At 46.9% G+C, this 24,828-nt stretch carries 33 protein-coding genes; all 33 read left to right on the top strand.

The annotated features are described in order from the left end of the window. Positions 1-127: 127 nt before the first annotated feature. The 33 genes from DX130_RS08455 (at position 128) to DX130_RS08290 (ending at position 24,819) form a co-directional block, all read left to right on the top strand. Positions 128-331: a hypothetical protein gene (locus tag DX130_RS08455; RefSeq protein ID WP_116044353.1), complete on the top strand. Its 204-nt coding sequence runs from the start codon at positions 128-130 to the stop codon at positions 329-331. 76 nt (positions 332-407) lie between these two features. Continuing rightward, positions 408-872, top strand: a complete 465-nt coding sequence (locus tag DX130_RS08450) for a hypothetical protein (protein ID WP_116044351.1) — start codon at positions 408-410, stop codon at positions 870-872. Positions 873-886: 14 nt separating this feature from the next. After that, the gene (locus tag DX130_RS08445; RefSeq protein WP_116044350.1) at positions 887-1,594 is read left to right on the top strand and encodes a hypothetical protein; all 708 of its coding nucleotides are present in this window, start codon (positions 887-889) and stop codon (positions 1,592-1,594) included. A gap of 274 nt (positions 1,595-1,868) precedes the next feature. Next, positions 1,869-2,540, top strand: a complete 672-nt coding sequence (locus tag DX130_RS08440) for a hypothetical protein (protein ID WP_116044348.1) — start codon at positions 1,869-1,871, stop codon at positions 2,538-2,540. A 29-nt stretch (positions 2,541-2,569) separates the two neighbouring features. Then, complete coding sequence (locus DX130_RS08435; RefSeq protein ID WP_116044347.1) at positions 2,570-2,989, top strand: NUDIX hydrolase; 420 nt, start codon at positions 2,570-2,572, stop codon at positions 2,987-2,989. Then, positions 2,986-3,417, top strand: coding sequence for a hypothetical protein (locus tag DX130_RS08430; RefSeq protein ID WP_116044346.1), 432 nt, complete (start codon positions 2,986-2,988; stop codon positions 3,415-3,417). Before DX130_RS08435 ends, DX130_RS08430 begins: the two co-directional genes overlap by 4 nt. Before the next feature lie 41 nt (positions 3,418-3,458). Further along, positions 3,459-4,004, top strand: a complete 546-nt coding sequence (locus tag DX130_RS08425) for a GrpB family protein (protein WP_116044345.1) — start codon at positions 3,459-3,461, stop codon at positions 4,002-4,004. A 702-nt stretch (positions 4,005-4,706) separates the two neighbouring features. Beyond that, on the top strand, positions 4,707-5,216 hold the full coding sequence (locus DX130_RS08415) for a YfiT family bacillithiol transferase (protein ID WP_116044343.1): 510 nt from the start codon (positions 4,707-4,709) through the stop codon (positions 5,214-5,216). Positions 5,217-5,293: 77 nt separating this feature from the next. Further along, positions 5,294-5,824, top strand: a complete 531-nt coding sequence (pyrE, locus tag DX130_RS08410) for an orotate phosphoribosyltransferase (protein WP_116044341.1) — start codon at positions 5,294-5,296, stop codon at positions 5,822-5,824. A 12-nt stretch (positions 5,825-5,836) separates the two neighbouring features. Further along, positions 5,837-6,316, top strand: a complete 480-nt coding sequence (locus DX130_RS08405) for a DinB family protein (protein WP_116045841.1) — start codon at positions 5,837-5,839, stop codon at positions 6,314-6,316. Further along, positions 6,313-7,113: a Cof-type HAD-IIB family hydrolase gene (locus DX130_RS08400; RefSeq protein WP_116044339.1), complete on the top strand. Its 801-nt coding sequence runs from the start codon at positions 6,313-6,315 to the stop codon at positions 7,111-7,113. The genes DX130_RS08405 and DX130_RS08400 overlap by 4 nt, the downstream gene beginning before the upstream one ends. 43 nt (positions 7,114-7,156) lie before the next feature. After that, a complete protein-coding gene (locus DX130_RS08395) occupies positions 7,157-8,035 on the top strand; it encodes a PhzF family phenazine biosynthesis protein (protein ID WP_338068620.1) in 879 nt (292 codons plus the stop codon). Positions 8,036-8,260: 225 nt separating this feature from the next. Beyond that, positions 8,261-10,048 carry a cellulose binding domain-containing protein gene (locus DX130_RS08390; RefSeq protein WP_116044335.1) on the top strand — a complete coding sequence of 596 codons (1,788 nt, stop codon included), beginning with the start codon at positions 8,261-8,263 and terminating at the stop codon, positions 10,046-10,048. Between the two features lie 124 nt (positions 10,049-10,172). Further along, positions 10,173-10,994: a VanW family protein gene (locus DX130_RS08385; protein WP_116044333.1), complete on the top strand. Its 822-nt coding sequence runs from the start codon at positions 10,173-10,175 to the stop codon at positions 10,992-10,994. A 19-nt stretch (positions 10,995-11,013) separates the two neighbouring features. Beyond that, positions 11,014-11,685: a 3'-5' exonuclease gene (locus tag DX130_RS08380; RefSeq protein WP_165861198.1), complete on the top strand. Its 672-nt coding sequence runs from the start codon at positions 11,014-11,016 to the stop codon at positions 11,683-11,685. Positions 11,686-11,722: 37 nt separating this feature from the next. Next, a complete protein-coding gene (locus tag DX130_RS08375) occupies positions 11,723-12,211 on the top strand; it encodes a GNAT family N-acetyltransferase (protein ID WP_116044328.1) in 489 nt (162 codons plus the stop codon). Further along, positions 12,208-12,927, top strand: coding sequence for a metallophosphoesterase family protein (locus DX130_RS08370; protein ID WP_116044327.1), 720 nt, complete (start codon positions 12,208-12,210; stop codon positions 12,925-12,927). The genes DX130_RS08375 and DX130_RS08370 overlap by 4 nt, the downstream gene beginning before the upstream one ends. 2 nt (positions 12,928-12,929) lie before the next feature. Next, positions 12,930-13,457, top strand: coding sequence for a GNAT family N-acetyltransferase (locus tag DX130_RS08365; RefSeq protein WP_116044325.1), 528 nt, complete (start codon positions 12,930-12,932; stop codon positions 13,455-13,457). Next, positions 13,454-13,753, top strand: a complete 300-nt coding sequence (locus tag DX130_RS08360) for an antibiotic biosynthesis monooxygenase family protein (protein WP_116044324.1) — start codon at positions 13,454-13,456, stop codon at positions 13,751-13,753. Before DX130_RS08365 ends, DX130_RS08360 begins: the two co-directional genes overlap by 4 nt. A 24-nt stretch (positions 13,754-13,777) precedes the next feature. Beyond that, a complete protein-coding gene (locus tag DX130_RS08355; RefSeq protein WP_116044322.1) occupies positions 13,778-14,179 on the top strand; it encodes a GNAT family N-acetyltransferase in 402 nt (133 codons plus the stop codon). Between the two features lie 35 nt (positions 14,180-14,214). Continuing rightward, a complete protein-coding gene (locus DX130_RS08350; RefSeq protein ID WP_116044321.1) occupies positions 14,215-14,913 on the top strand; it encodes a class I SAM-dependent methyltransferase in 699 nt (232 codons plus the stop codon). A gap of 10 nt (positions 14,914-14,923) precedes the next feature. Next, positions 14,924-15,337 carry a hypothetical protein gene (locus DX130_RS08345; protein WP_116044319.1) on the top strand — a complete coding sequence of 138 codons (414 nt, stop codon included), beginning with the start codon at positions 14,924-14,926 and terminating at the stop codon, positions 15,335-15,337. A gap of 14 nt (positions 15,338-15,351) precedes the next feature. Further along, positions 15,352-16,029, top strand: a complete 678-nt coding sequence (locus tag DX130_RS08340) for a hypothetical protein (protein WP_116044317.1) — start codon at positions 15,352-15,354, stop codon at positions 16,027-16,029. Positions 16,030-16,038: 9 nt separating this feature from the next. Next, on the top strand, positions 16,039-16,755 hold the full coding sequence (locus DX130_RS08335; protein ID WP_240644361.1) for a class I SAM-dependent methyltransferase: 717 nt from the start codon (positions 16,039-16,041) through the stop codon (positions 16,753-16,755). Positions 16,756-16,780: 25 nt separating this feature from the next. Further along, positions 16,781-17,425: an HAD family hydrolase gene (locus DX130_RS08330; protein ID WP_116044314.1), complete on the top strand. Its 645-nt coding sequence runs from the start codon at positions 16,781-16,783 to the stop codon at positions 17,423-17,425. After that, positions 17,422-18,072 carry a carboxylesterase family protein gene (locus DX130_RS08325; protein ID WP_116044312.1) on the top strand — a complete coding sequence of 217 codons (651 nt, stop codon included), beginning with the start codon at positions 17,422-17,424 and terminating at the stop codon, positions 18,070-18,072. Before DX130_RS08330 ends, DX130_RS08325 begins: the two co-directional genes overlap by 4 nt. Before the next feature lie 146 nt (positions 18,073-18,218). Then, positions 18,219-18,947, top strand: coding sequence for a YebC/PmpR family DNA-binding transcriptional regulator (locus DX130_RS08320; protein WP_116044310.1), 729 nt, complete (start codon positions 18,219-18,221; stop codon positions 18,945-18,947). Positions 18,948-19,240: 293 nt separating this feature from the next. Beyond that, a complete protein-coding gene (locus DX130_RS08315) occupies positions 19,241-20,209 on the top strand; it encodes an NAD(P)H-quinone oxidoreductase (RefSeq protein WP_116044308.1) in 969 nt (322 codons plus the stop codon). A gap of 76 nt (positions 20,210-20,285) precedes the next feature. Continuing rightward, positions 20,286-21,218 (top strand): helix-turn-helix transcriptional regulator, encoded by a 933-nt coding sequence (locus DX130_RS08310; RefSeq protein WP_116044306.1) that lies wholly within the window; start codon positions 20,286-20,288, stop codon positions 21,216-21,218. A 32-nt stretch (positions 21,219-21,250) separates the two neighbouring features. Next, the gene (locus DX130_RS08305; RefSeq protein ID WP_116044304.1) at positions 21,251-22,135 is read left to right on the top strand and encodes a hypothetical protein; all 885 of its coding nucleotides are present in this window, start codon (positions 21,251-21,253) and stop codon (positions 22,133-22,135) included. 43 nt (positions 22,136-22,178) lie between these two features. After that, positions 22,179-22,718, top strand: a complete 540-nt coding sequence (locus DX130_RS08300) for a YfiT family bacillithiol transferase (protein ID WP_116044303.1) — start codon at positions 22,179-22,181, stop codon at positions 22,716-22,718. Positions 22,719-22,817: 99 nt separating this feature from the next. Beyond that, on the top strand, positions 22,818-23,975 hold the full coding sequence (locus DX130_RS08295) for a serine hydrolase domain-containing protein (protein WP_116044301.1): 1,158 nt from the start codon (positions 22,818-22,820) through the stop codon (positions 23,973-23,975). 181 nt (positions 23,976-24,156) lie between these two features. Then, positions 24,157-24,819 (top strand): hypothetical protein, encoded by a 663-nt coding sequence (locus tag DX130_RS08290; protein WP_133297907.1) that lies wholly within the window; start codon positions 24,157-24,159, stop codon positions 24,817-24,819. The last annotated feature ends 9 nt before the right edge of the window (positions 24,820-24,828 follow it).

Here is a 24,828-nt window from a genome sequence, read left to right as displayed (position 1 = left end):
CACGAGGATTTGCTTGAGCAAGGAAGCCATGTTTTTGGCATCACACGAAAGACACCGGAGCCATTAGCTGCTTTTGAACGTTATCATCACTTTTCGTTTGATCTATTCAATGGCTGGGGATCGAAAAATGATGCCGGTTATGGTTGATATGGTTGAAACGGAGATGCAGGCTACTGCTCGCTACAAGGATGATCGAAGCTTCGCAATGGCCCACTATTTTCGAGATGCGCATCATTCGGGTCAGCTTTTGAGTCCCGCAGAAATAAGCGTACATTTGCAAAAAATGATCGAGAATCGCTATTTATTCGAGCAGGTCTTATCATACGATTAAGCTTAAAGCTAATCGCTCCAAGTTGCATTTCAAATACGATGCGAAGGAGCGGCATCTAAGAGGGGAGAGAACAAAAATGCAAGAGGATCAACCATATGTGATAAAAAGACCAACGTTTAACTATACCCCTATTCTGTTCCTTTTCATGGCTCTTTCTCTAACGATCATGCTGGCGACTATGAATAGGTATCATTCATGGAATGTTGCCACCATTTTCTTTGTGACTTCTATTGTATTATATCTAGTTGGTTTTATTACTCTTGTACTACAGAAGATCAAACTCAAACCCAGTCATATTCAATTTCTAGAGAACGGTATAGCTCTGTATAATCGGGGGATTCAGCCTCACGAGATTAAGAAAATTGTCATTCAGGGTTACTTCAATCCTTCGGTCGGAATCGTTCCTAAAGGAAAGCGATTCGTGCCTGCGTATTTAAGCTTTGCCTTTCGAGATCACGATGAAGGATTCAAGGCCCTGAAAGCGTGGGCGGATCAGCACCAAATTGAAGTCAAAGCAGGACAATATTACACTTTGGTATAGGCGGGATGGTTGCTATGGCTTACTATTTTTTTAGTCTGATAATGCCTTACTTGATCGTAGCGATTCCGATAATGCTTCTGTTGCTTCTAATATGGAAGAAGACAGAGAGGCAAGACGAACGCAACCTGGGCTGGAAGACGGCAGGGTACTTGTTGCTTACGCCTTTTCGTCTCCTATTCAATGGTTTGTATTTGCCAGCAGGCGCACTAGTGGCATGGTTGTTCTACCGAAATGCCAAACAAAACAAAGTCTACAAGGGACGGGTCATTCTACTTGGCTTAGTAGTTTATCTCATCGGATTTCTTCCTTTGCAAAGCGGAATGCAAGACTGGTTTTATCCTCGTGATCAGATGAGTACTTACTTAACTATTGGTAGTAATGAACAGAAACGGGGCTTTAATTTCTTAATGAATAATCCAGAAGGGACGATCTATTGGTCCTATCATATGCAGGATGAAAAGGGTCGTCAGATCTACGAGGCTATGAAGCAATCCACTCCTGCAAAAGAAAGACCATACATGCAACATGACGATGAGTGGAGACTGCTTCTGCAACAGGATTCCGAGAAGTATCGAGAGTCATTTCAAGATTTGGAGTTTTATATCCGTCCGGATAGTGAGGTTTTTTGGTTAGTTGTCCAGAATCAACGCTATTCTTTTCAAGCCTCACCTGAATTATTACAGCTTCTACAACCTTTAATGAAAGTGCAGTCCAATCCATAACGTCCTGAAGGAATCGATTAAACCATAGAAAGGTGATGGTGAACGTGAGTATATCTTTGTTTTCAGCTTGGCCCTTAATCATGTTTTTAGTCTATATAGCAGGTATTGTTTTGGTTATATATGCATTAATTCTGTTTATTCGATTAGCAAAACGTGGAATTATAGCGCTTGATATCTACATCAACGAGAAACGAGGCGGAAGATCAGATTGAACATGGCACTTATAGTCATGAGAGATAGGTTGGTAAGCTGCTATTGAACGGAGGAAACAGTCATGAGAAGACTCTTATGGAGAATGCTGTTTTTTCAAGGCAAAAAACCAAAGTTTAGCGAAGCAGAAATCAAAAGGTACGATCAAATATATGAGAAGGCCTTATTGCATCAAACATGCGAGTTGGATGGACAAATTCATGTAGATCATTTCCTGCACTATTTGTCCATGCGTTATCAAGTATTATTTCATGGCTCCAATGCAAGGGATATACAGGAGTTTACTCCACGACCGCAGACAATATATACAGGTCAATTGACAGAAGCTGTTTTCGCAACTTCAGACGGCATTTGGCCTATTTTTTACGCTGTATTTAATCGTATGAAGCTGCAAGGCAATTTCAGGAATGGCTGTATCGTATGCAGAGGTCAAAGATATTATTTCTTTTCGCTCAGTGAAGAGACCTATCATAATGATCCTTGGTGCGAAGGAGTAGTCTATGTTCTGCCGCGCAATTCGTTCAAGAAGCAGGGCAAAGGGCTTCTTGTCTTTGATGAATGGACCAGCATTGAGCCCGTCAAGCCGTTGTTTCATATTCGCGTGAAGCCGTTAGACTTTGTATATCTTCATGAAGTATCGAAGCATCGTTCTGCTGAATCCATCCTGAAAACTTGGTTCATGTACAAGTACAGAATTAGAAAAGCAGTACGCTTGCATCATGAAAAGAAAACATAACGCAGAACATTAAATCAGGGAGGCATTCTATGAACCAGATGGTTGTGGTCGTTAAAGCGATCATTATACGCCATGGAAAAGTATTGATCATGAAACGCTCCGATGAGGAGGGGTTTGCAGCAGGCGACTGGGAAACACCGGGCGGAAAAAATGATTTTGGCGAGCACTTGGAACCTGCACTTATTCGCGAAGTCCATGAAGAAGCGGGCATTGATATTGAGATCGAAAGATTGTTATACGCGTCCACCTTCCATACAGCGCCTAATCGCCAGATCATACTCTTGTCCTATCACTGCTGCTCAGAACAGGACATCATCACATTATCGGAAGAACATTCCGCTTATCTATGGGCGACCAAAGATCAATTAGCTGAATTGCTCCCGGAATTTATATTTAATAACTTCCTTAGACATGGTGTGCTTAAATTAATGGAGGAAATGTCTCGATGATAAGAAAAATTTTAATTGCTGGTGTTGTTCTTATTGGCATATATACCTTTTTCTGCATGAGTGGAACAAGAGGTATTAACCTTACGTTAAACTCTTTCTACGACGGATTTGCAAAAAACAAATTAGAAACAAGCTACCTGCATTTTACGATTAAAAACGATGACGCTTACGATGAGACAACGAAGATGGGATCTATTGCTCAGAGCATCATTAATGATAGACACTGGTATGGCGAAATAGATAGGCATAAGAAAATGGGGCAATTATGGATCGGTCCTAATAAAAAGCTTGTGTTTATAAAAGTAGAGAGCAACAACACAGTTGGAAAATGGTTTAAAGGAATAGATCGATTGACAATGGTTAAGGCCGATAACGAATGGTTAATTAAACAATATCGTTCAGGTTCTCCTTGGCCAACGATGCCTTAGTTATAGGTCAAGTGAACGTTCGATATTGAGAGGATGAGAGCATGGAGGATCAATGGAGGATAGCCTCTTATCAGTCGGAATGGAGGCAGTTGTTCTTTCATACGGGTACTTTGCTTAGAAAAGCTATGAAGGAGACGGCTATTCGAATCGACCACATTGGCTCTACGTCGATAGAAGGGTTAGCTGCAAAACCAATTATTGATATTCAAATATCTGTAGCTGATTATCAGAACCTAGCGTGTTACCAACTAAAGATTGAATCAATTGGGTTCATTCTCCGATCAGAGAATCCTGACTTAAGCAAACGTTATTTTCGCGAACGGCCGGGTGATCGAAGAACACATATCCATGTACGTCAAGTAGGCAGCTACTCGGAACAGCTATCCTTATTATTCCGCGATTACTTACGTTTGCATCCGGAAGATTGTCTTAGATATGCACGTGAGAAGCATCGGCTGATGAAGGAATTTTATCATGAACGAGCCCAGTACGTAGAAGGCAAAGGGCCCATCGTATGGGATATATTGCAGAGAGCGCATACCTGGTCGCAAAATATAGGTTGGGAGCCAGGACCAAGTGATCTCTAGCATCGACGTTCCCATCGTCCATTGGTTTCATACACCTATCGTGGAACTGCAAAGCCTCTTTAGCTGAAGTGGAGCAATATTTATAGATATTATCCGCCTATCTTGAATCTCGCATTTTTCGTGTGTGTCCCTATACTGCTGTTTGTGATTGTCATGATTAGCCTCGATCTCATCTATCAGGACAAACAGAGCTTTTCTGGAACACTGACGGAGAAGCGGTATAACAAGATTCTTGTGACTAATCCTCAGGGAGACAAGTTTGTATATCGTCTGCCCAATGAACAATTCGAACATATAGATGAAGGTGCTCAAATAGAACTCCTCTATTATAAGCGCACCAAAACGGTAACTCACATCAAATCCAACCCAATTGAAATGGAAGAAGATTATTGTATTTGACTGCAATTTATAAATAATAAGGATAAAAATGATAAAGCCAGAGAGTTGGCGGTATCCGATATTGTTAATCACTCGCCTGTATACTTTGGTACCGTTCAAATTAATGATACCTTGAATCTCGGAGGGTGAGTATATGTCTGGCCATCCAATAAGTTATCGTCAAGTGCAAATCCGATGAGTCTGGAGCAGCTTACGGAGCGTACGACAACCTTTCTGCAGACCGAGTGGCAGGCGACAATCCTTTTGCGTGATGAACAATGGAATGAAACACAACTTTCGTAGAGAGAAGAGGTACTTGTTCTTATGGATGCCATTCGTTTTCCGATCGGCACGTTTCTTTCTCAAGATCTGTCGCCAAATGATCGGATACAGCTGATCGCTGAATTGCCAACCATCGCTCAATCCCTGCGTCAAGTCGCAAATTCAATAACTGAGGCTCAATTGGAGAGCAGCTATCGTCCCGACGGATGGACGATACGCCAAATTATTCATCATATGGCCGATAACGATATGAATGCCTATATTCGATTCAAGCGTGCCCTAACGGAGGAAGCGCCGGCAGCGAGCTCGTATCGGGAAGACTTATGGGCAGAACTAGCCGATTATAAAAGTGTCCCTGTAGCCCATGCCATAGGGCTATTAGAGCTGGTTCATGAACGACTCATCATCGTCATGTCTCGTATGAAGGAAAGCGACTTCGAGCGGACGTTGACTACCCAGGCGCTGGGCAGCGTTACGCTTGGTACAGCACTTAAGCGATTAGTGTGGCATAATCGACATCACTTGGCCCAGATTAAATCAGCTATTCATTGATGGAACATAAAATAGCTATTCCCATATCCTGCCTGAAAATTGTATGATAATAGAAATCTATTAGGGGAGAGGTTCCTATGACACAATCTCTGGCAAAACAAATCTATGATACAGCCCATCTAAATGGTACGTTTACATTGCGGTCTGGGCAAATATCCAACGAGTATTTTGACAAATACCTGTTCGAGGCTGATCCAGGTGTACTACGTGCCATAACGGAGCAGATGTTGTCGCTTATTCCACATGGTACAGAAGTGCTCGCAGGTCTAGAGATGGGCGGTATTCCCGTCGTAACTGCTCTTTCACTTCAGTCTGGCGTGCCTGCGGCTTTCGTCCGTAAGAAAGCGAAGGAATACGGAACCTGTAAACTGGCCGAAGGAGCACACATCAAAGGCAAACGGGTATGTGTTGTGGAGGATGTCATTACAACTGGCGGTCAAGTGATCATGAGCACACAGGAGCTGCTCGAAGCTGGCGCAATCGTAGAGGATGTTATATGTGTCATCGAACGCAACCCGGAAGGAAGACGCAAGCTGGAGGCCATTGGTGTTCGTGTCCACGCGTTATTTACAATGGAACAATTGTTAAATGCGCGGGGGGAGGGTTAGCTCTTGGAATTGATGCGAGATTTGCTTATACAAAAGTTCAATGAAATCGAAAGGCGCATTCTGCTCGTTGTGAATCAACTGGACGAAGAAGAATTAAACTGGCGTCCCGATGAGTCCAGCAACAGTATTTCTAACTTGATTGTACATATTAGAGGAAATATAAACGAACGCATCGTGAATGGGATTCAAGGTCAGAATGTCGCCAGAGACAGGGACTCTGAATTTGAACCCATTCATCTATCCAAATCTGAGCTGATTCGAATAATATCCGAATCCTTTCAGTTCGTGACGGATACAGTGGCGCAAATGACGGATGCGCAGTGGCATCAAACACAGTGTGTAAGAGGCAAGGAAAGAACACATCTGGATATGCTGATTCAATGCGCGGCTCATTTCTCCGAACATATGGGTCAAATCTTCTACATCGGAAAAATGCTTAAGGGAAAACGATATGAAATGACCTCTATCCCTCGAAAAGGGATTATTGTATGAGAGTATCTGCTGTCGTATTGGACCTCGACGGTACATTGCTGCAATCGAACAAACAAATTAGCATACGTAACGTAAGGGCTGTAAGACAGTGCCACAGTCTCGGGATCAAAATCATTTTTGCAACGGCAAGACCTCCTCGCACCGTGAATCATTTTTTGCCAAACGACCTTCTTCGCCTTGGTTCCTTTGTTTATTACAACGGAGCATATATCCAATGCAGTCATACCGGGACAGCTCTTCATAAACCCATTCCCGCCTCCTTAACGGCCGCGGTATTGGATCGTTGTATCCGCGAGTACCCGGAATCAGAATTAAGTCTTGAAGTACTCGATGAGTGGTTGAGCCTTAAGCACATGGAAGTAGAAATGCTAGTAGGCGTGAGTTCAGGACCAACGGTCACTCCACTGGAACAGCTTCGCAAGCAAGCGGCGACGAAAATTTTAGTGACAGGATCGTTTTCTGTTAAGCCATTGTTTGAAGAGTTTTCATCGCTGCTTCATATTGTAGTTACCGATCAAGGCAGGGTAGTTCAGATTAGTTCTCGCGAAGCTTCCAAAGAACAAGGAGTGGCCACCATCTGTAGCGCATATGGAATACCTGAGGAAGAAGTTGTTGTATTCGGTGACGATTATAATGATGTGGGTTTGTTCACATGCTTCGGATGGCCGGTCGCAATGGGCAATGCGATTCCAGAGCTCAAGCAATTGGCCAAGGAAATAACAGGAACGAATGACGAAGACGGGGTAGCATTGGTACTGGAGAGAATACTTTCAGAAACAGTTATTGACGACCTCTAACATTGAATAGTATCAAAACTTAAAGCTGGAGAGGATGCAAGGTATGATCGTTTATCATTATGATGCTTTTACTCAGATTCCTAATCAAGGAAATCCGGCAGGTGTTGTATTTGATGCGGATCACTTTGATGAATCTACGATGCTGGAAATTGCCAGGAAGGTAGGTTTTAACGAGACGGTATTCGTACAGACCTCCTCGGTTGCTACTGTCCAATTGCGATATTTTACGCCGGGGCATGAAATTAATCTTTGCGGACATGCCACGATGGCAGCTATCTATGGATTGCAAACCAGAGGTTACTTGGATGGGATCTCCGACCTCACCATAGAGACAAAAGCAGGAGTATTGCCGATTACGTTATCGACAGATTCCAGCGAACAACTAAAGATTCGCATGCAGCAGAGCGAACCGCAATTTGTAGCGTTCAAAGGTGATGAAGAGCGGCTCATGCAATCGATTGGTCTTACGATGGAGGATTGGGATTCGCGTTATCCGATTGTATACGGAAGTACGGGTACCTGGACGTTGCTCATACCGATCCGAACGTTGGGCGCTTTTGGCCTCATGAGACCCGATTCCGCACAATTTCCCGCTTTATTGACCGAGATGCCGCGTGCTTCCTTACATCCATTCGGCTTCGAGACTGCTTATTCGGATACGCTGATGCATGCCCGACATTTCTCATCGCCTTATTCAGGTACAATTGAAGATCCAGTCACGGGGACAGCATCCGGCGTAATGGGGGCTTATTATCTGACGTATATGGAACCGGAATTAGAGCAGCTATCCTTTCAGGTAGAACAAGGTCACGAAATTCAACGGGATGGACGGGTGCAGGTCGAAGTTAGCCGAACCGATCTTGGCATGAGTGTATATGTCTCCGGACATGCCGTCTTCGTGAAAGAAATGACCCTTTTGTAATAGAGTCCATTGTTACCATTAGTTCTAAGAAAAGGACGATTCATGACAAGCCTATGGTATGCCAAGCTGCTGGAAATAGAGTTCCGCCGAGGGGCTATATCGAACCGATCTTTACGTTCGACATAGGAAATCATATCATTGATTCTTGACATTCCCTTGACTGAATAGGATGAAATGTGACGGCGCCGTCATGCAAGTATTTCATTCTATGGGGAGGGAAAGTTAGTGAAGGTTTTGCTACGCTTGTCACTATGGTTGTTAAGTATGGTTGTAGTCATTGGTACGATTGCGATTGTTCGCACTCCAACGGCAGATGCTGCCACGATTGTCACAGTTAACACTGTCGCAGAGATTCAGTACGCATTGCAGCATGCTAGTCCTGGCGATGTCATTGATGTTGCCCCAGGTACCTACGAATTGTCGACAGTGAGCACTGTCGGTATTCGGCCCGCTTATTATTATTCTGGTGCTAATGGAACAGCTGCTGCACCTATCACGCTGCAAAGCGCTGATCCTGCCAATCCCGCTATACTGAAAGGCGGATCCATCTCATCGCCTGGCTATACGTTATATTTGACCGGTGACCATTGGATTGTCAAAAATATGACGATTACGCATGGTCAGAAAGGTATAGTGCTCGATAACGCCAATTACGCTCATTTGAATGGAGTAACTGTCCGTCATGTCGGACAGGAAGGCATTCACATCAGAGATGGAAGTTCTTACGCCATTATTGAAAACAGCATCGTAGACCAGACTGGAGCGACGGGCAACGCTACGGATAAAGGTTTTGCCGAAGGTATCTATATCGGGTCGGATCGTTCGGTATGGGATGTCAATGAAGGGATGCCGGGGAGCAGCGTTGGGTCAGGGCAAGGTTATAATCGCGCTGTATGGCATACGATTGTGCGCAACAACATCATTGGTCCTGCTGTAGCAGCTGAACCGATCGATATTAAGGAAGGAACCTCGCATACTTTAATTGAAGATAATCTGTTTCTAGGGGCAGGCATTGCCGGTGCAGGCTTTAATTTCGCAGACAGCTTCATCGACGTGAAGGGAGTGCATGTCACCATACGTAACAATATCGGCTATCGCCAGAACAACACAGGCATCACAGCCGATATTGCGGAAGTGAATCGCACCAGCAGCAGTCCGTGGTGTCCCGCAAGCGAAACATCGAATCAAAGCCTCGGAGATACGAGTGACGGGAATACGTATACGAACAACCAGTTTTTCGCAGGACATCCGCCGGTATCCTGGGATCGACAAGCGCCAACAGTACCTGGCAGTCTAACGGCAACAGCAACATCGAGCAGTGCCATTGCCTTAACTTGGAGCGCGTCTACTGATAATGTAGGTGTTGCGGGTTATCGGCTTTATCGGAATGGCGTACAATTCGCAACAACGAATACAACATCCTACAGCGATACAGGGCTAAGCTCATCCACCTCATACACGTATACAGTCAAAGCGTATGATGCATTCAATAATGTATCTGCAAGCAGCACATCCGTAAGTGCGACAACACTGTCTTCAGGGGGCGGCGGGGGTACTACCTCGCTTAAAATTCAATATAAGGATGGAGACGGTGTAGTAGGCAATAATGCGATCAAGCCATTCTTGAAAATTGTGAATACCGGTACAACGCCTATTCCCCTTAGTGAACTAACCGTTCGTTACTACTTCAAGAGGGAAGCAGCCGTAGCCCAGAACTTTACAATCGATTATGCCGTCATAGGTAAGACGAATCTGACAGGCGTCTTCTATACGATGGGTTCGCCAATTGCTACGGCAGACGCTTATCTTGAACTGGGATTTTTGGCTGCAGCCGGGAACGTAGCGGCTTCAAGTGATACAGGTGACATCAGAATTAGAATAAACAACAGCAACTGGTCCAACTTCAATGAAGCAAATGATTACTCTTATGCGCCGTCTCTAACTTCTTTTGCCGATCATAACAAAATAACGTTATATCATAACGGCTCTCTGGTCTGGGGCATTGAACCTTAACGAATAAGAACTTTGAAGTCGAAGGTGTCCACTATCTTGAATAATAGTGCTTGACACCTTTCGGCTTTTTTCGATACAATCATTTCCAATCATTGGGTTGATTTGGAAGCAAAGGAGATGTGAGATGAAGCCAATTAAGCGATCGAAGGCAAGAATTATGGCAGGTACGATGTACTATCGGTTCCGAAGGCACTTAGCTTGGCGATTTGGCGGCAAAAGGTACTCTAGAACCGTTAGCACGACACTCTTACCTCATCGCATCAGTACACATCAAACCCCATTGCTGCGTCAACTCAGAGATGTGGATATGTCCATGCAGTATAACAAAATCAAAAACCTGACGATTGCCCTGAAAGCGTTGAACGGTATCGTTCTTAATCCCGGCGAGACATTCTCTTATTGGAAGCTGCTCGGCAAGCCCACTACAAGAAAGGGATATGTAGAGGGCATGATCTTGTACTATGGCAGCTTTAAGAGCGGTGTAGGCGGCGGATTATGTCAATTATCGAATCTTCTCTATTGGATTACACTCCATACACCGCTTAAGGTAGTGGAGCGGCATCGCCACAGCTATGATGTATTCCCGGATTCGAACCGTACGCAGCCCTTCGGCAGCGGTGCCACTTGCGCTTACAATTATTTGGATTTGCAAATCTACAATGCAACGGATACGCCCTATCAACTAGCGCTTCACTTGACCGAGGAGAATTTGGTAGGTGAATGGAGATGCTCGAAGCCATCCATCTATCACTATGAAATATATGAACGGGAGCATCGTCTGGCTCAGGAGTACTGGGGCGGCTATACCAGGCACAATCAAATCTATCGACGAGTCATGAATCCTAGTCATGAATGTATTGCAGATGAATTTGTGACAGAGAACAAGGCGTTAATGATGTATGAGCCGCTGCTTGAAGCAGGCGGAAGGGGACAGAACAGCGGCTAATCACAATAGGAGTGGGCGAATGAAACTTCAAATCATATCCGAAGTTGAGTACGAAGTGTCGGAGCTTAAAGTCGACAACTTGTTCAATGAGTCGTATTGTGTGTTCGATCTGGAGGCTACCGGGATCAATCCGGAAAGAGACCATATTATTCAAATCGGGGCCGTACGCATCTCTGCAGGCAACGATGATTCTAGCCAATCCAATCCGTCTTTTATGACTTATGTACGATCGCCGGAGCCGATCTCTCCCTTCATTGAACAGTTGACTGGCGTGACTAATGAGCATATAGCAGATGCACCCTGTTGGGAAATAGCCTATGAGGACTTTCGGACTTTTGCCAAAGATACGATACTCGTTACGCAAGCGGGCTACGAATATGACTGGCCGCTTATCCAAGCGGAATGCCATCGCCGCCAGTTGCCTGCTCTGAATGCGCCTATTCTGGACACCAAGCTGCTCTATCAATATTTGTATCCTGAAGAACAAGCCATTATTTCTACCAATCTATTAATGGAACGATTGGGCGTCGACGATTCGGGACTCGCCAGGCATGATGCGCTTAGTGACAGCTATCGAATTGCCAAAATTTTTTGGCGGTTGTTGGACCAATATCGCGAGCGCTCTATTCATAGCCTTAATTTAAGCCATCCTATGACAATAAAACGATTTCAACTGCCTAAACCGAAATGAATAGACTAAAAGTAGATGATGTAGGAGTGAAAAAAGCATGAACTATACACTGCATAAAGCAACTCAAGCAGATACAGCTTTTTTATGGGATATGTTATTGGAGTCGCTCTATGTACAGGAAGGACAAAAGCCGTTCGACCGTTCGATATTGCAAGAGCCCTTTATGGCCAAATATGTAGAGGGATGGGGCAGAAGCGGCGATGTCGGATATATTGCCAGAAATGAGAATGGCATTGCGGTAGGCTCCATTACGGCTCGCCTCTACACGGAGGCAAACAAAGGATTTGGCTATGTCGGCGATGATGTTCCCGAACTGGGAATGGCAATACTGGCAGAGCATCGGGGAAAAGGGCTGGGCAAGCTGCTAATGGAAACGCTAATTGCTGAGCTGCGGATTAATGGAGTTGGTAAGCTTTCTTTAAGTGTGGACCCTTCCAATGAAGCAGCGGTCATCCTATATACCCGTTACGGGTTCAAAGAGATCGGCGTGGTCGGAACTTCGATTGCGATGGTGACGGAGCTATGAACAGGACTATTATGATCAGTGATATTCACGGATGCTTGGAGCCCTTCGAACGGCTGCTGGAGAAGGTGCGGTACGTGCCGGAGCAAGATCGGCTAATTCTGATTGGCGATTATGTCGACAAGGGACCGCAAAGCCGAGAAGTTGTCGAAGCTGTCATGCGACTTGTGGAGCGGCATGGCGCGATTGCGCTGCGGGGCAATCATGATCAGCGTCTCGTCGATTTTATTCGGGGGAATGATCCGGTCGTACTCCATAAATTTGCCGAACATGGCGGCCCGCCAACGTTACAGAGCTATGTCGGTTTCTCGGAGGTAACGGAGCGCAGCCGGGAGAAAGCGCGAGAAATGATGGAGGAGCAATATGCGAGTCATCTGGATTTCTTGGCAGACTTGCCGCTTTATGTGGAGGATGACCATCATATCTATGTGCATGCCGGATTGCGGCCGGGAACGTCCGATTGGACATTACAATCCGATCACGATTTTATGTATATTAAGGATGAATTTTATCTCCATCCTACTACAGTGGACAAGACGGTCATCTTTGGCCATACCATTACGACAAAGCTCCAAGCTACGGCTGATATCTGGTTCGCCGGGGATAAAATCGGCATTGACGGAGGTTGCTCAATCGGTCTGCAGCTTAATGCCCTTCTGTATGAAGATGGTGTTTTCGATACAGCTTTTGTGACGAATAAGAAGCAACGGAGTGAATGACTATGCTGAACATACGTCCTGTAACGGTCGATGAAGCTTCCGTATTGTGGGAGCTCCGGCTGGAGGCGCTCGGCACCAGCCCGGAGGCATTCGGCAGTTCCTACGAGGATGCGCTGGAGACTCCGCTGGAGGCTGTGCGGGCTAAAGTCGAAGCGACTGAAAATCAATTCATCCTGGGGGCTTATGCCGATGGCGAAATGGTTGGAATGGCTGGATTTCTGAGACAGACTGCTCGAAAGACAAGACATAAGGGGTTCATATGGGGAGTGTACGTAAAGTCTGACTACCGCAAACATGGAGTCGGCAAAGGGTTGCTGGAAGCCGTTATCGAGCAAGCCCGCAGGATGGAAGGTCTTGAGCTGATTCAATTGACGGTTGTCACAGCCAATAGAGGGGCAAGGCAATTATATGAATCGCTTGGCTTTCAGAGTTACGGTTTGGAACGAAATGCCCTCATCGTGGATGGAATACGGTATGACGAAGAGCTGATGGTTTATGAATTATTGTCTGAAAAGGGGAGTCAACCATGATACTGGAAGTAGCCATTTTAACTATTAGGCAGGGTTTGACTCGCGAGTTTGAAGCTAGCTTTAAGGAAGCCTCACGCATTATTGCCAGTATGAAGGGTTATGTCAATCATGAGCTTCAGTCTTGCATCGAGAATGACCATCAATATATTTTGCTTGTCCATTGGGAGACGCTTGAAGATCATACGGTTGGTTTCCGGGAGTCGCAGCCTTACCAGGAATGGAAAGCACTGCTGCATCATTACTATGATCCCTTCCCGACAGTCGAGCATTACGAGCAGGTTCAACTAGACCATTAACTAAGCAGAGGGAAGGGATACTCCATGACCATTACATTCCACGAAGACGATACGATTACTCCGGAGGAGCTGGCTGAAGTGTTCATACAGTCTGGCATTCGCAGGCCAGCGCAAGATCTGGAGCGGCTCAGCCGTATGCTGACACATGCCGATGAACGGTTGACTGCCAGAGCGGACGGAAAGTTGGTAGGCATATTACGGGCGATTACGGATTACGCTTATTGCTGCTATATTTCAGATTTAGCTGTAGATCAAGCTTATCACGGGCAGCGAATTGGAGAGAGGCTCATGCAGAAGCTGCAGGAGAAGCTAGGCAATGATGAAATCCAATATATCCTCGTATCTGCGCCTACGGCCGTCGGATTCTATGAGCGAATGGGCATGGAACGATTAGATAAGGCATTTGTTATCCGGCGGCAGCATTAAGTCTATATTGACCGCCAAGAAAGGAAGTCTGGGCAATGTCAGAAGCGCAATCCGAGCTCTATGATGCCATATACAGCTTCAAAAATTATGAACAGGAAGCAGCGGTTATCAAAGAGTTAATCGATAGAAAGCATCCGAATGCCAGAACGATTCTGGATGTAGCGTGCGGTACGGGGAAACACGCAAGTTTCCTTCAACTTAGCTACGTTGTAGATGGGATTGATCTGAATGAGTCCCATATTGAGGCGGCGCGCAAAAGAAATCCGAAATCGCAGTTTACAGTCGATGATATGACGAATTTTCAACTCAATCGAACCTACGATGTCATCACATGCTTGTTCAGCTCCATCGGATTCGCCAAAACGCTAGTCGGAGTTGAGCAAGCGGTTCGCAGGTTCAAGGAGCATTTGAAGCCAGATGGCATCCTCCTCATTGAAGCTTGGTTCACCCCCGATGATTGGCAGCCTGGTTACGTATCAACTCTTCAATACGAATCGGAGGATTGCAAAATCAGCCGGATGTCTCATTCTAGTACGGTTGGTTCAATCTCGGTTCTTCATTTCGATTATTTGATTGGGCGCAGAGATGGCATTCAACATGTGCAGGAAACGCTGGAGCTTGGCTTGTTCTCAAGAGAAGAGCTAACCGAGCTTTTCATTAGCGAGGGCTTATGTGTGGAATACGACGAATATGAATGGATAGGCAGAGGCATGTATATTTTACGCAGAGAATGAGGATGACGAGATGGATTTTAAAGTTCGATTGGCACAAGGCAGGTACTGGTATATATTTAGCGGAGTTTTATTTATCTCATTTGGCTATTCAATCGTTAATATCTTTTACGCTCTAACCCCGATCCCTTATGCTGTCTTTATCTTCATTAGCCTTCCTTTTCTAGTTAAAAGCATTAAAGACATGAAAAAAAGCTATACCCTGCATTGGGATGAAGAGAACCTGCGCTTTGGCGAAACGAGTATCCATACCGAGCACATCGAGAAAATATGGTTTTATTCGCCTTTATCTTTTTATGTCTATCGGAATGATGCCGGTTGGTTAAAAGGAATTCTTCATTTTCAATGTGACAAAGATCGTTACCCGGCTATAAAAAAAGAGCTGAGCGCTTGGGCTGAAAACAGAGGCATTACGATCAAACATTGAGAGGCAGTGTGAGAATGATGCGTCAACTGGGAACGATACTTTTGGTCTTCCTTGTCATCTTGGTCCTTACAGCATGCCAACCGTCTAATCTGTCAAAAACCAAGCTTTCAGACAAGGAGCCTGATGGTTCGAATAAGCCTGCTATCGAGATTCAGGGACCCATGACGGTTTCTCAAAATCCACTCTTTGCTTATGTTGGAGAATACATTTATTTGGATGTGGTGTTGGTGGATGGCCGTTATTATGAAGATTGGAATCCGAGTCCTTTCATGGGGCGGAATTGGCAAGGTAGCTTTCAATTCCTTATTCGTGATGCTGACGATCATATACTGCATCGATCCGATATTGAGAATACCTTTTTCCAGCAGGTAAATCAGTTCTTTGATCTGTCATTTGCTGACTACAACGGTGATGGCGACATTGACTTCGCCCTTGGACAATATGGGACGAGCAACGGCAATATCTATCATCTGTATACGATAAGAGAGGATCACTCCATAGACAAATTGGAGATCGCAGGGCGTCAAGAGCTGTTCGCTAGTGGCGGGAGCCGCAATTCTATTGAATTGCAAGCCTGGGGCGATCATGGCTTTGAACTAGATTACTATGACAATTCCATAGGGAAGACATTCACCAATCGCTATACATGGGAGAACAATCAATTCAAGCTGCAAGAAACTTCTGAGAAGTAGAGGATGCATGTGCAATCTGATAGAATCGTTCGTATCCGTGCAGAGGAGAAGCTGTATCACTATCAATGCTATGAGCAGCATAAATTATTCGAGTCGGGATCATGGCTGCATAAGCCGGTCCAGACGGTCATGGAAGTGCTGCCGGAGCTGATTCAATCTCATTCGATGCGGGTACTTGATCTAGGGAGCGGTGTGGGCCGCAATACTATTCCGATCGCCGTTTACCTGAAACCGTTTAATGGAAGAGTAGTCGCTGTGGATTTGCTAAGCTCCGCCATTGAGGGCCTTATACGCTACAGCCGTGAGCATCAGGTAGACTCATATATCGAAGCAGTCCAGACTGATATAGAAAGCTACCCAATCGACGCGGAGGGCTTCGATGCGATTATTGCGGTATCTACTCTGGAGCATCTGAGTTCAGAGGATGAATTAAAGCGTAAGCTCACTGAGATGGCGCAAGGTACAAAGCGAGGCGGCATCAACTGCATCATTATAGGTTTGAACATACAAGAAACGGCCATTCAAACGAATGAATCGCTTGACCCTATGTTCGAGATCAATATGTCGACAGAAGCAATGAATGAACTTCTTCATCATACATACCGGGGGTGGGAGACGATGAAGCATCTCGTCAAACCGCTGACATTCAAAATTCAACGAGGAAATGAGCCAGTCAGGCTGACATCGGATTGTATAACGTATGTGGTCAGAAAGCCGTACCTATAGATTACAGGCCAAAAGGAGAGAGCGCATGTATCAAACCTTCATTTTCGATGTAGACGGCACGTTGATCGATACCGAAAAGGCGGTGCTGGGTTCGTTGCAGAAAATGCTGAAGCTCGATTACGGACAACATCTGGAAACAGAGCAATTAACCTTTGTGCTTGGCATACCTGGCGCAGACGCATTGCCTCGTCTCGGGATTGAGGATATTGATCTCGCGAATGAGCGCTGGAATGAATATATGATCGATTTTGCTCATACGATTACGATATTTAATGGCATTAAGGAGATGTTAATGGCATTAAATAATGAGGGTATAACTACAGGCATTGTTACATCGAAAACAACGGACGAGCTGCTAGCGGACTTTGTACCTCATGGACTGATGAATGAATTGCATCATGTGGTGTGTGCAGACGACACCAAACGGCATAAGCCTCATCCTGAGCCGCTGCTTAAGTTTTTGGAGTTGACAGGAGCGGCTCCAGCTACATCGATTTATATCGGAGATACCATCTATGATGCCCATTGTGCGCGTGATGCCGGAGTAGATTTTGCGCTTGCCTTATGGGGTTGCAGCAATCCGGATGCCATCGATGCAAAGCACCGGCTCAACTCGCCGAGTGAGCTGTTAGACTTGATCATGAGCAGAGGAAGGGAACATTCAAAATGATCGTAATGGAAGAGAAGTTTGCCCTGCCTTCGAGAAGCTTCAATTATTTGCTGGCATTGCCCGATGCACATAATCAGGATAGTGTAGAAGAGTGGCCGCTCATTCTGTTCCTGCATGGAATCAATCGCCGTGGAGACGATATCTCGCTTATTCGAGACTACGGCTTGTGCACAAGGCTGCAACAAGAGAACGAACTGCCTTTTCTCTTATTGGCGCCTCAATGTCCTGGCCATTCATCCTGGACGGATGAACTCGAGCCTATTATGCTGCTGTTGCACGACATCCTCGAACGATATAACGTAGACCGGAAGCGCGTCTATCTGACCGGATTCAGCATGGGCGGCCACGCTGCCTGGTATTATGCGGCGCATAAGCCCGGCTTATTTGCCGCAGTGTCTCCTATCTCGGGTTGGTTCAATCCCGACCAGGCGGAATTGTTAAAGGATGTTCCGATTTGGGCGTTCCATGGTGATTCGGATGATGTCGTACCGTTCGAAAGAACTCACGAGATGATCGAAGCGTTGAAGGAACATAATCCGCAAGTACGATTCACTCCCATCTCTGGTGAAGGCCACCGGATCATGCACCATGCTTATGACCAGGAGGAATGGATAGAGTGGCTGTTGTCCCACAAGCATGAGGATTGATGATGTACTAGCTCAACCCATTCCTGTCTAAGCGACAAAGAATTGCCCATAGCAGGTTTTCGGCCAGTTTGCGCGATAGCCTGTCCACATTCGTCTAAAATCGGTTATAATGATGAAGAATCCATAAAGAAGAAAGTGGGAGCAGCATGGGTCGTAAATGGAACAATATTAAAGACAAGAAAGCGTCCAAAGACGCAAACACAAGCCGGGTATACGCCAAGTTCGGCGTTGAAATTTATGTAGCCGCCAAAAAAGGCGAGCCGGATCCTGAGTCCAATCGTGCGCTTAAAGTCGTTCTGGAGCGTGCCAAAACGTATAACGTACCCAAAGCGATCATTGACCGTGCAATTGATAAGGCGAAAGGCTCCGGAGACGAGAACTATCAAGAGCTGCGTTATGAAGGCTTCGGTCCGAACGGCTCGATGGTTATCGTGGACACGTTGACCAATAATGTGAATCGTACAGCGCCAGAAGTACGCTCGGCCTTCAATAAAGCCGGGGGAAGCATGGGCGTGAGCGGTTCCGTAGCCTATATGTTCGATGCTACTGCTGTCATCGGCGTATCAGGCAAGTCACTGGATGACGTGATGGAGCTGATGCTGGAATCCGACGTTGACGTACGGGATATCGTGGAGGAAGAAGAGTCGGTGATCGTCTATGCAGAGCCGGATCAATTCCACGCGGTACAAGAAGCATTCAAGCAAGTTGGCATTACAGAATTCGACATTGCCGAGCTGACGATGCTGGCACAGAATTACGTAGCATTGCCGTCCGCCGAGAGTCAAGCGCAATTCGACAAGCTAATCGATGCGCTTGAGGATCTGGAGGATGTTCAGCAGGTCTATCATAACGTGGAGCTGGAAGACGAAGATTAATATATCCCCTCCCATGAACAAAGCCGCGACGGTTGTCGCGGCTTTGTTGGCATATCATGATAGTTGCTCCAAGGTTCAGACTCGAATTGCTCCCTGTAATCGCTCTAATCGTACGTCCAACGGTTTTCATCGCTATGATTCAAGTACAGAATTGCCTTATTCTCATATAGCAATAGATAGAGTATTTTGCGTGACGGCATCGCTTTCTTGGGAAAATAACGTTACGATTAAGCTTAAAGCAAACAAGATCATTAAGGATTGCACTCATTTCAAAAGAGCTGGAGGTATCCATTATGAGAGCGATTATGCAAGATTCGGAATCGAACCGCCTGACTATAGGGGAAGCGGAAGAGCCGGATCCAGCTTACGGCGAGCTGTTGATTGAAGTAAAGGCTACTGCGCTCAATCGCGCCGATCTGCTGCAGAAGCGAGGGCTGTATCCGCCTCCGCCAGGCGCGTCCCCGATTCTGGGATTAGAGATGGCGGGCACCGTACTGGAGGGGGCAGGTCCATGGCAGCCCGGCGATCGCGTCATGGCTTTGTTGCCGGGCGGGGGTTACTCGGAGCGTGTACGCATTCCTGCGGCTATGGCGATGGCGATTCCGCATAGTCTTTCTTATGCTCAGGGGGCGGGCATCCCGGAAGTATTCCTGACCGCTTACCTGAACCTGTTCCGGTTAGGCGGCCTTCAGGCGGGTCAGTCCGTACTGGTTCATGCGGGCGCAAGCGGAGTAGGGACGGCAGCTATCCAACTGGCAAAGTCGGTAGGATGTTATGTGATCGCGACAGCGGGCTCTGCTGAGAAGCTGGATGCCTGCTTGAGGCTTGGAGCAGATGAAGCCATCGATTACAAAGAGGGTCCGTTTCTGCCGGCGGTGCTGGATTATACTGCCGGCAGAGGCGTAGATGTCATAATGGACTTTGTCGGCGCGTCATATTGGGATCAGAATGTATCTGCGCTTGCCCTCGACGGCAAGCTTATCCTTATTGGCTTGTTAGGCGGTGCCAAAGTGAAGGAGTTAAACCTTTCACAGTTGATCGCGCGACGTTTGCAGATTATTGGAACCTCGCTCAGAAGATTGTCGCCTGAACGCAAGGAAGCTCTGTCTGCCGAGTTTGCGGAGCGGTTCTTGCCGCAGCTTGCGAGCGGAGTCATCTATCCCGTTATAGACTCGGAATGGGATTGGAGCAGGGCGGAGGAAGCCCATGCCTATATGGAGAGCAATCGCAATATCGGTAAAATTATTTTGACGGTATCATAATTCGCTGAAAAATTGATGACACCCATCCTGTCACCAATAATTCGATATACTGATGGCACATAGGAGGAATTCAGGATTGAAACGATCGGACAGGCTTATGGCCATTCTTATTGCCTTGCAGCAGAAGCCGGCAACCGCACAGTCGCTGGCCGATAAGCTGGAGGTGTCGAAACGCACCATTCTGCGCGATATGCAGGCGCTCGCCGAGATTGGCATTCCGCTCTATGCGGTGTCCGGCCCTGCTGGCGGTTATCGCTTAATGGAGGGCTATTCACTGCCGCCGCTGCACTTCAGCTCGGAGGAGGCGCTTGTTATTCTGTTCGCGCTGAATGCCGTCACAAGGTTGTCCGATACGCCGTTTCATCAAGCTCGCTGGACTGTCATGGACAAGATTCGCTCCACGCTTCCACCAAGCATACTGGAGCAGGTAGAGCCCCTGCTTAATCGACTGGAGATCGAGATTCCGGATAGACCGCAGCGCACACCGCTGCTGGACCGCCTGCTGGCGTATGTCGCAGAATCTGCATGGATTCTCGCGCATTACCGCTCGGAGAAGCATCAGCGATGGCTTCATATGCAGCCGAAACGTGTGTATATGGCCCACGGCTTCTGGTATTGCGAGGCCTATTCTCATGAGCACGGGGAGAAGAGAAGCTTCCGGGTAGATCGTTTCCTGGAGCTGAAGATAGCGACACCCCCTGAATCTGAAGTTTCCGAGTCAATAAGTGACAGCAGCAAGTCCACTATGGCGTCAATCGCCATTCATGCCAAGCTTACCTATCGCGGGGCGCTTCTCGCAGAGCAGGATGTCCATGTCGGTCATGATGTCAGGCAGATTGATGACGATGAGTGGGAGCTGCGATTTGAGTGTCCAGCTGATGAATGGGATTGGGCGGTAAAATTCTTTTACGGCATGGGAATGGATGCCACAGTACTGGAACCGGATGAGCTGCGGCGCGATTTGTATGAGCTGGGCTGCAAGATGGCCGATCGGTATGCACAATCTTGAAATCCTTTTAGACTAAAGGGAGGTAGACAACGATGTCATCAACAGAGCTGTTCGAAAACGCAAGAGGGTTCATATACAGCAATGCGAGATTACTGGACCGGCAGAGATTCGCTTATTGGTTCGAGGGAGGAAGCAAGGGAAGCGTGCTGGAAGCGCTGGCTGCTTATCAAAATGAGGATGGCGGATTCGGTCATGCACTGGAGCCGGATATCCGCTGTCCGCAGAGCCAGCCCGTTCCGACGGAGCAGGCGCTCATCATCATTGACGAGCTTGAAGCTTATGATACAGAGCTAATGAGCGGCATAATCCGGTATTTGAAGAGCATTACGCTGTCAGAGGGTGGACTGCCGCTTGCCTTCCGCAGCCTCATGGCCTACCCGCATGCACCATGGTGGATAACAGAGCGCGACGACATGCCTAACTTGAACCCGACTGGTCATATTCTGGGGCTGCTAATGAAGCAACCGCGCTGGGCGGAATGGAGTCAGGAGGAATGGATTCAGCGTAATCTCCGATTCGTCTGGCAAGCCATGGAGAAGCCTGAGCCAGAGGAATACCATGAAGGCGTGCAATGGGTTTCAATTCTGGAGCATGCGCCAGTAACGCCACAAACCTCGCAAGCTGTGGAGAAGCTGGATGGCTGGCTCGCGAAGAAGGGCGTCATCGAGCGTGATCCCTATGCGGAAGGCTATGTGCAGAAGATACTGGACTGGGTGGCCTCTCCTGACAGCTATGCCGCTAAGTTCGTCACGACGGAAGAGCTTGATCTTCATCTGGACGCGATGATCAAGCAACAGCTGGCAGACGGCGGCTGGCCCATCAGCTTCCCTGCTGCAAGCCCGCTTGGGGAACTGGAATGGCGCGGGTCCCTTACCGTTGATCGTCTGAAGACACTGCGAGCATTTGGTAAACTTTGATTTTGACATAACGAAGACATACTTTGAATTGGAGATGAGTCGTATGGAAGATATCCGGTATCCGATAGGTACGTTTCAACACAATAGTGAAATAGATGCTGCTCAAAGAGAGGCATGGATCGGCGACATCGCCTCATTGCCCTCCCAGCTTAGAGATGCCGTTACAGGCTTGACGCAGGAACAATTAAGCACGCCTTATCGGGACGGAGGATGGAGTGTTCGTCAAGTCATTCATCATGTGGCGGACAGCCATATGAACGCCTATATTCGCTTCAAGCTTGCGCTGACAGAAGACAATCCTTCTATCAAGCCCTATTACGAGGATCGTTGGGCAGAGCTGCATGATACGGAAGCAGAACCTGTTGAGACGTCGCTCGCTTTGTTGGATGCGCTGCATCGTAGGTGGGGCACTTTGTTGCAGGGGATGTCGGAGGAAGACTATCAACGTACGTTCTTCCACCCAGAGCAACAGAAGTCTATGCGACTAGACCTGAATCTGGGCATGTACGCCTGGCACGGACGACATCATTTGGCTCATATCAAATCGTTGAAGCAGCATGAAAAACATGATAGAATTTCATGATTTTTTATAATTTTCAATGAATTGTCGATACACCGCTAGACTGGTTACACCCTATCTATTAGAATAAATTTCTAGTATATAAAAGGGTGGGTGAAAGACATGAGTGAAGTAGAGTTGGAGTTGGAGTTGGAATCCAGAGTCATTGAAGGCGCGCTCGACGCAAGTCCCGGCTCGGTAGATATGGATGAGAGTCAGTTAATTAAGCTGGACGCTCATATCCAGAGATTAATTGAAGCCGAGAAGCTTCAAGGCGGAAGCTATTTGGTCGCAAGGCACGGCAAGATTGTGGCTTGGCGTTCTATGGGCGCATTGACTGGCACGACAGGCACCGGGGAATTGCTGCCGGATGCTATTATGAAAATTTCATCCATAACGAAAGCCTTTACTGCCGTGTCGATCGTCAAGCTGATTGAAGACGGCAAGCTGTATCTGGATCAACCGGTTGCGACAATTCTGAAGGAATTCGATAACCCTACGCACAGAGACATCACCTTGTTTCACTTATTGACGCACACCTCGGGAATCATGCCAGTTAGCGGCTATTACAACGAGCCATATCCGCGCCCATGGTGGGGACAGAATGGCATGGATGACTGGATTGCCAAGCAATTGCAAGGTACGCTCGCTTGCGAGCCGGGCACCGCTTATAATTATTCAGGCGCCGGCTTTAGTCTGCTTGGTGAAGTGATTCGCCGCGTATCCGGGCAAAGCTATGAGAGCTATGTGATCGAGAATTTGATCGAGCCGCTGCAGTTGCGTCGTACCTTCTTCCAGGTGCCGGCGCATTTGCATAGTGAAGTATTGACGATCTCGCAATATGACCTGGACGCTTTGAATGACCAGGAGGACGAAGATCCGAGATATCCGCCAAGATCGGCCAGCGGGCTGTATTCCACCTTGTACGATTTATGGAAGTTCAGCCAGATGCTGCTGAACGGCGGTACATTCGAGGGAATACGCATTTTGGGGCGAAAATCTGTCGAGATGCTGACAAAACGTCATTTGTTCCAGGTTCCCGCCTATCACTGGGGCGGCAAAGTAAAGGACAAAGGCCACGCGCTCGGAATCGACCTGGCCATTGATCATATGTCTTATGAATCCATTGGCACGTACCAAATGGAAGGCGCCGGAAGATCGGCCATGTTCGTGGACCCTGTCGAAAATCTGATCGTTACCTTTTTTGTACCGTCCAACTACTCATGGATACCGGAATCGGTACTAGGCACGAAGCAAATCATTTGGTCGAGCCTGAAATAATTCGATCATGCATTTTCCGTGTGGTGCTGATGTTTCCACCATAACTAGCCCGCGCTGTCGATGTCAGCGGGCTTTTTTTGTCATCTGAACATTCGACTAACTTAAACTTTGGGTTATAATGGGGTCAAAGCCTTCGTAATTGGTTGCAGAGACTATCCACATGATAGGGGAGAAAGGGATTTTGCAGAAACATGTTTCAGATGTCGTAGAGGGCAGCGCAGTACATGCGTCCAAACGAAAAATATTGATCGGGTTATGCCTGTTGATGGCGATAGTTGGTATTGCATTAGCCGTACTGTTGCCTTCAAGCAAGTTCAGATCATTCGAGGTCCCATTATCCTTCAATAGTCTAAAGCTTGTAGCACTCTTGGATGAGATTAGCAGCGGTAATAAGCTTGCGGGTCCTACAACCGTGAATGACTTCAGGGCAACGGTGTCAAGCGATCAATTGGAAGAAATGTCCTTCTCTCTTGTCACACAAGAGCAGGAAGGAGTATTTACGCTGGTCTATGCTCATTTTAACCGGGAAGCCGTTCCTCAGGAAGGTATCCGTACCAGCAAAAGCACGGGCCATCAATGGGTGCAATTCGATCAATCCATCGCGGCAAGTCAGCTTTTCGTCAAGTTGGAACAGGTACAGAAATGGCTGAATCAACAACAACTAGGTCGATATTCGATTACCGCTCATGGTCAGAAGCTGATCTTTGATCTCCAGGCAGACTATTATCAGCTGACAGATGCCCGTGTTGTTCCTCTGGCTCATCCACTTACCGAGCCTTCCTATGCGGTCATAATCGATGGAGCCATTGGTGAATTGCAATCAGTCATATATTTGGATGAATAGGAAACCTCT

Origin of the sequence: Paenibacillus paeoniae (genome assembly GCF_003388735.1) — a bacterium.
Taxonomy (GTDB): Bacteria; Bacillota; Bacilli; order Paenibacillales; family Paenibacillaceae; genus Pristimantibacillus; species Pristimantibacillus paeoniae.
The sequence above is the reverse complement of the archived record's forward strand: the minus strand, read 5'-3'. Positions and strand labels throughout refer to the sequence as shown.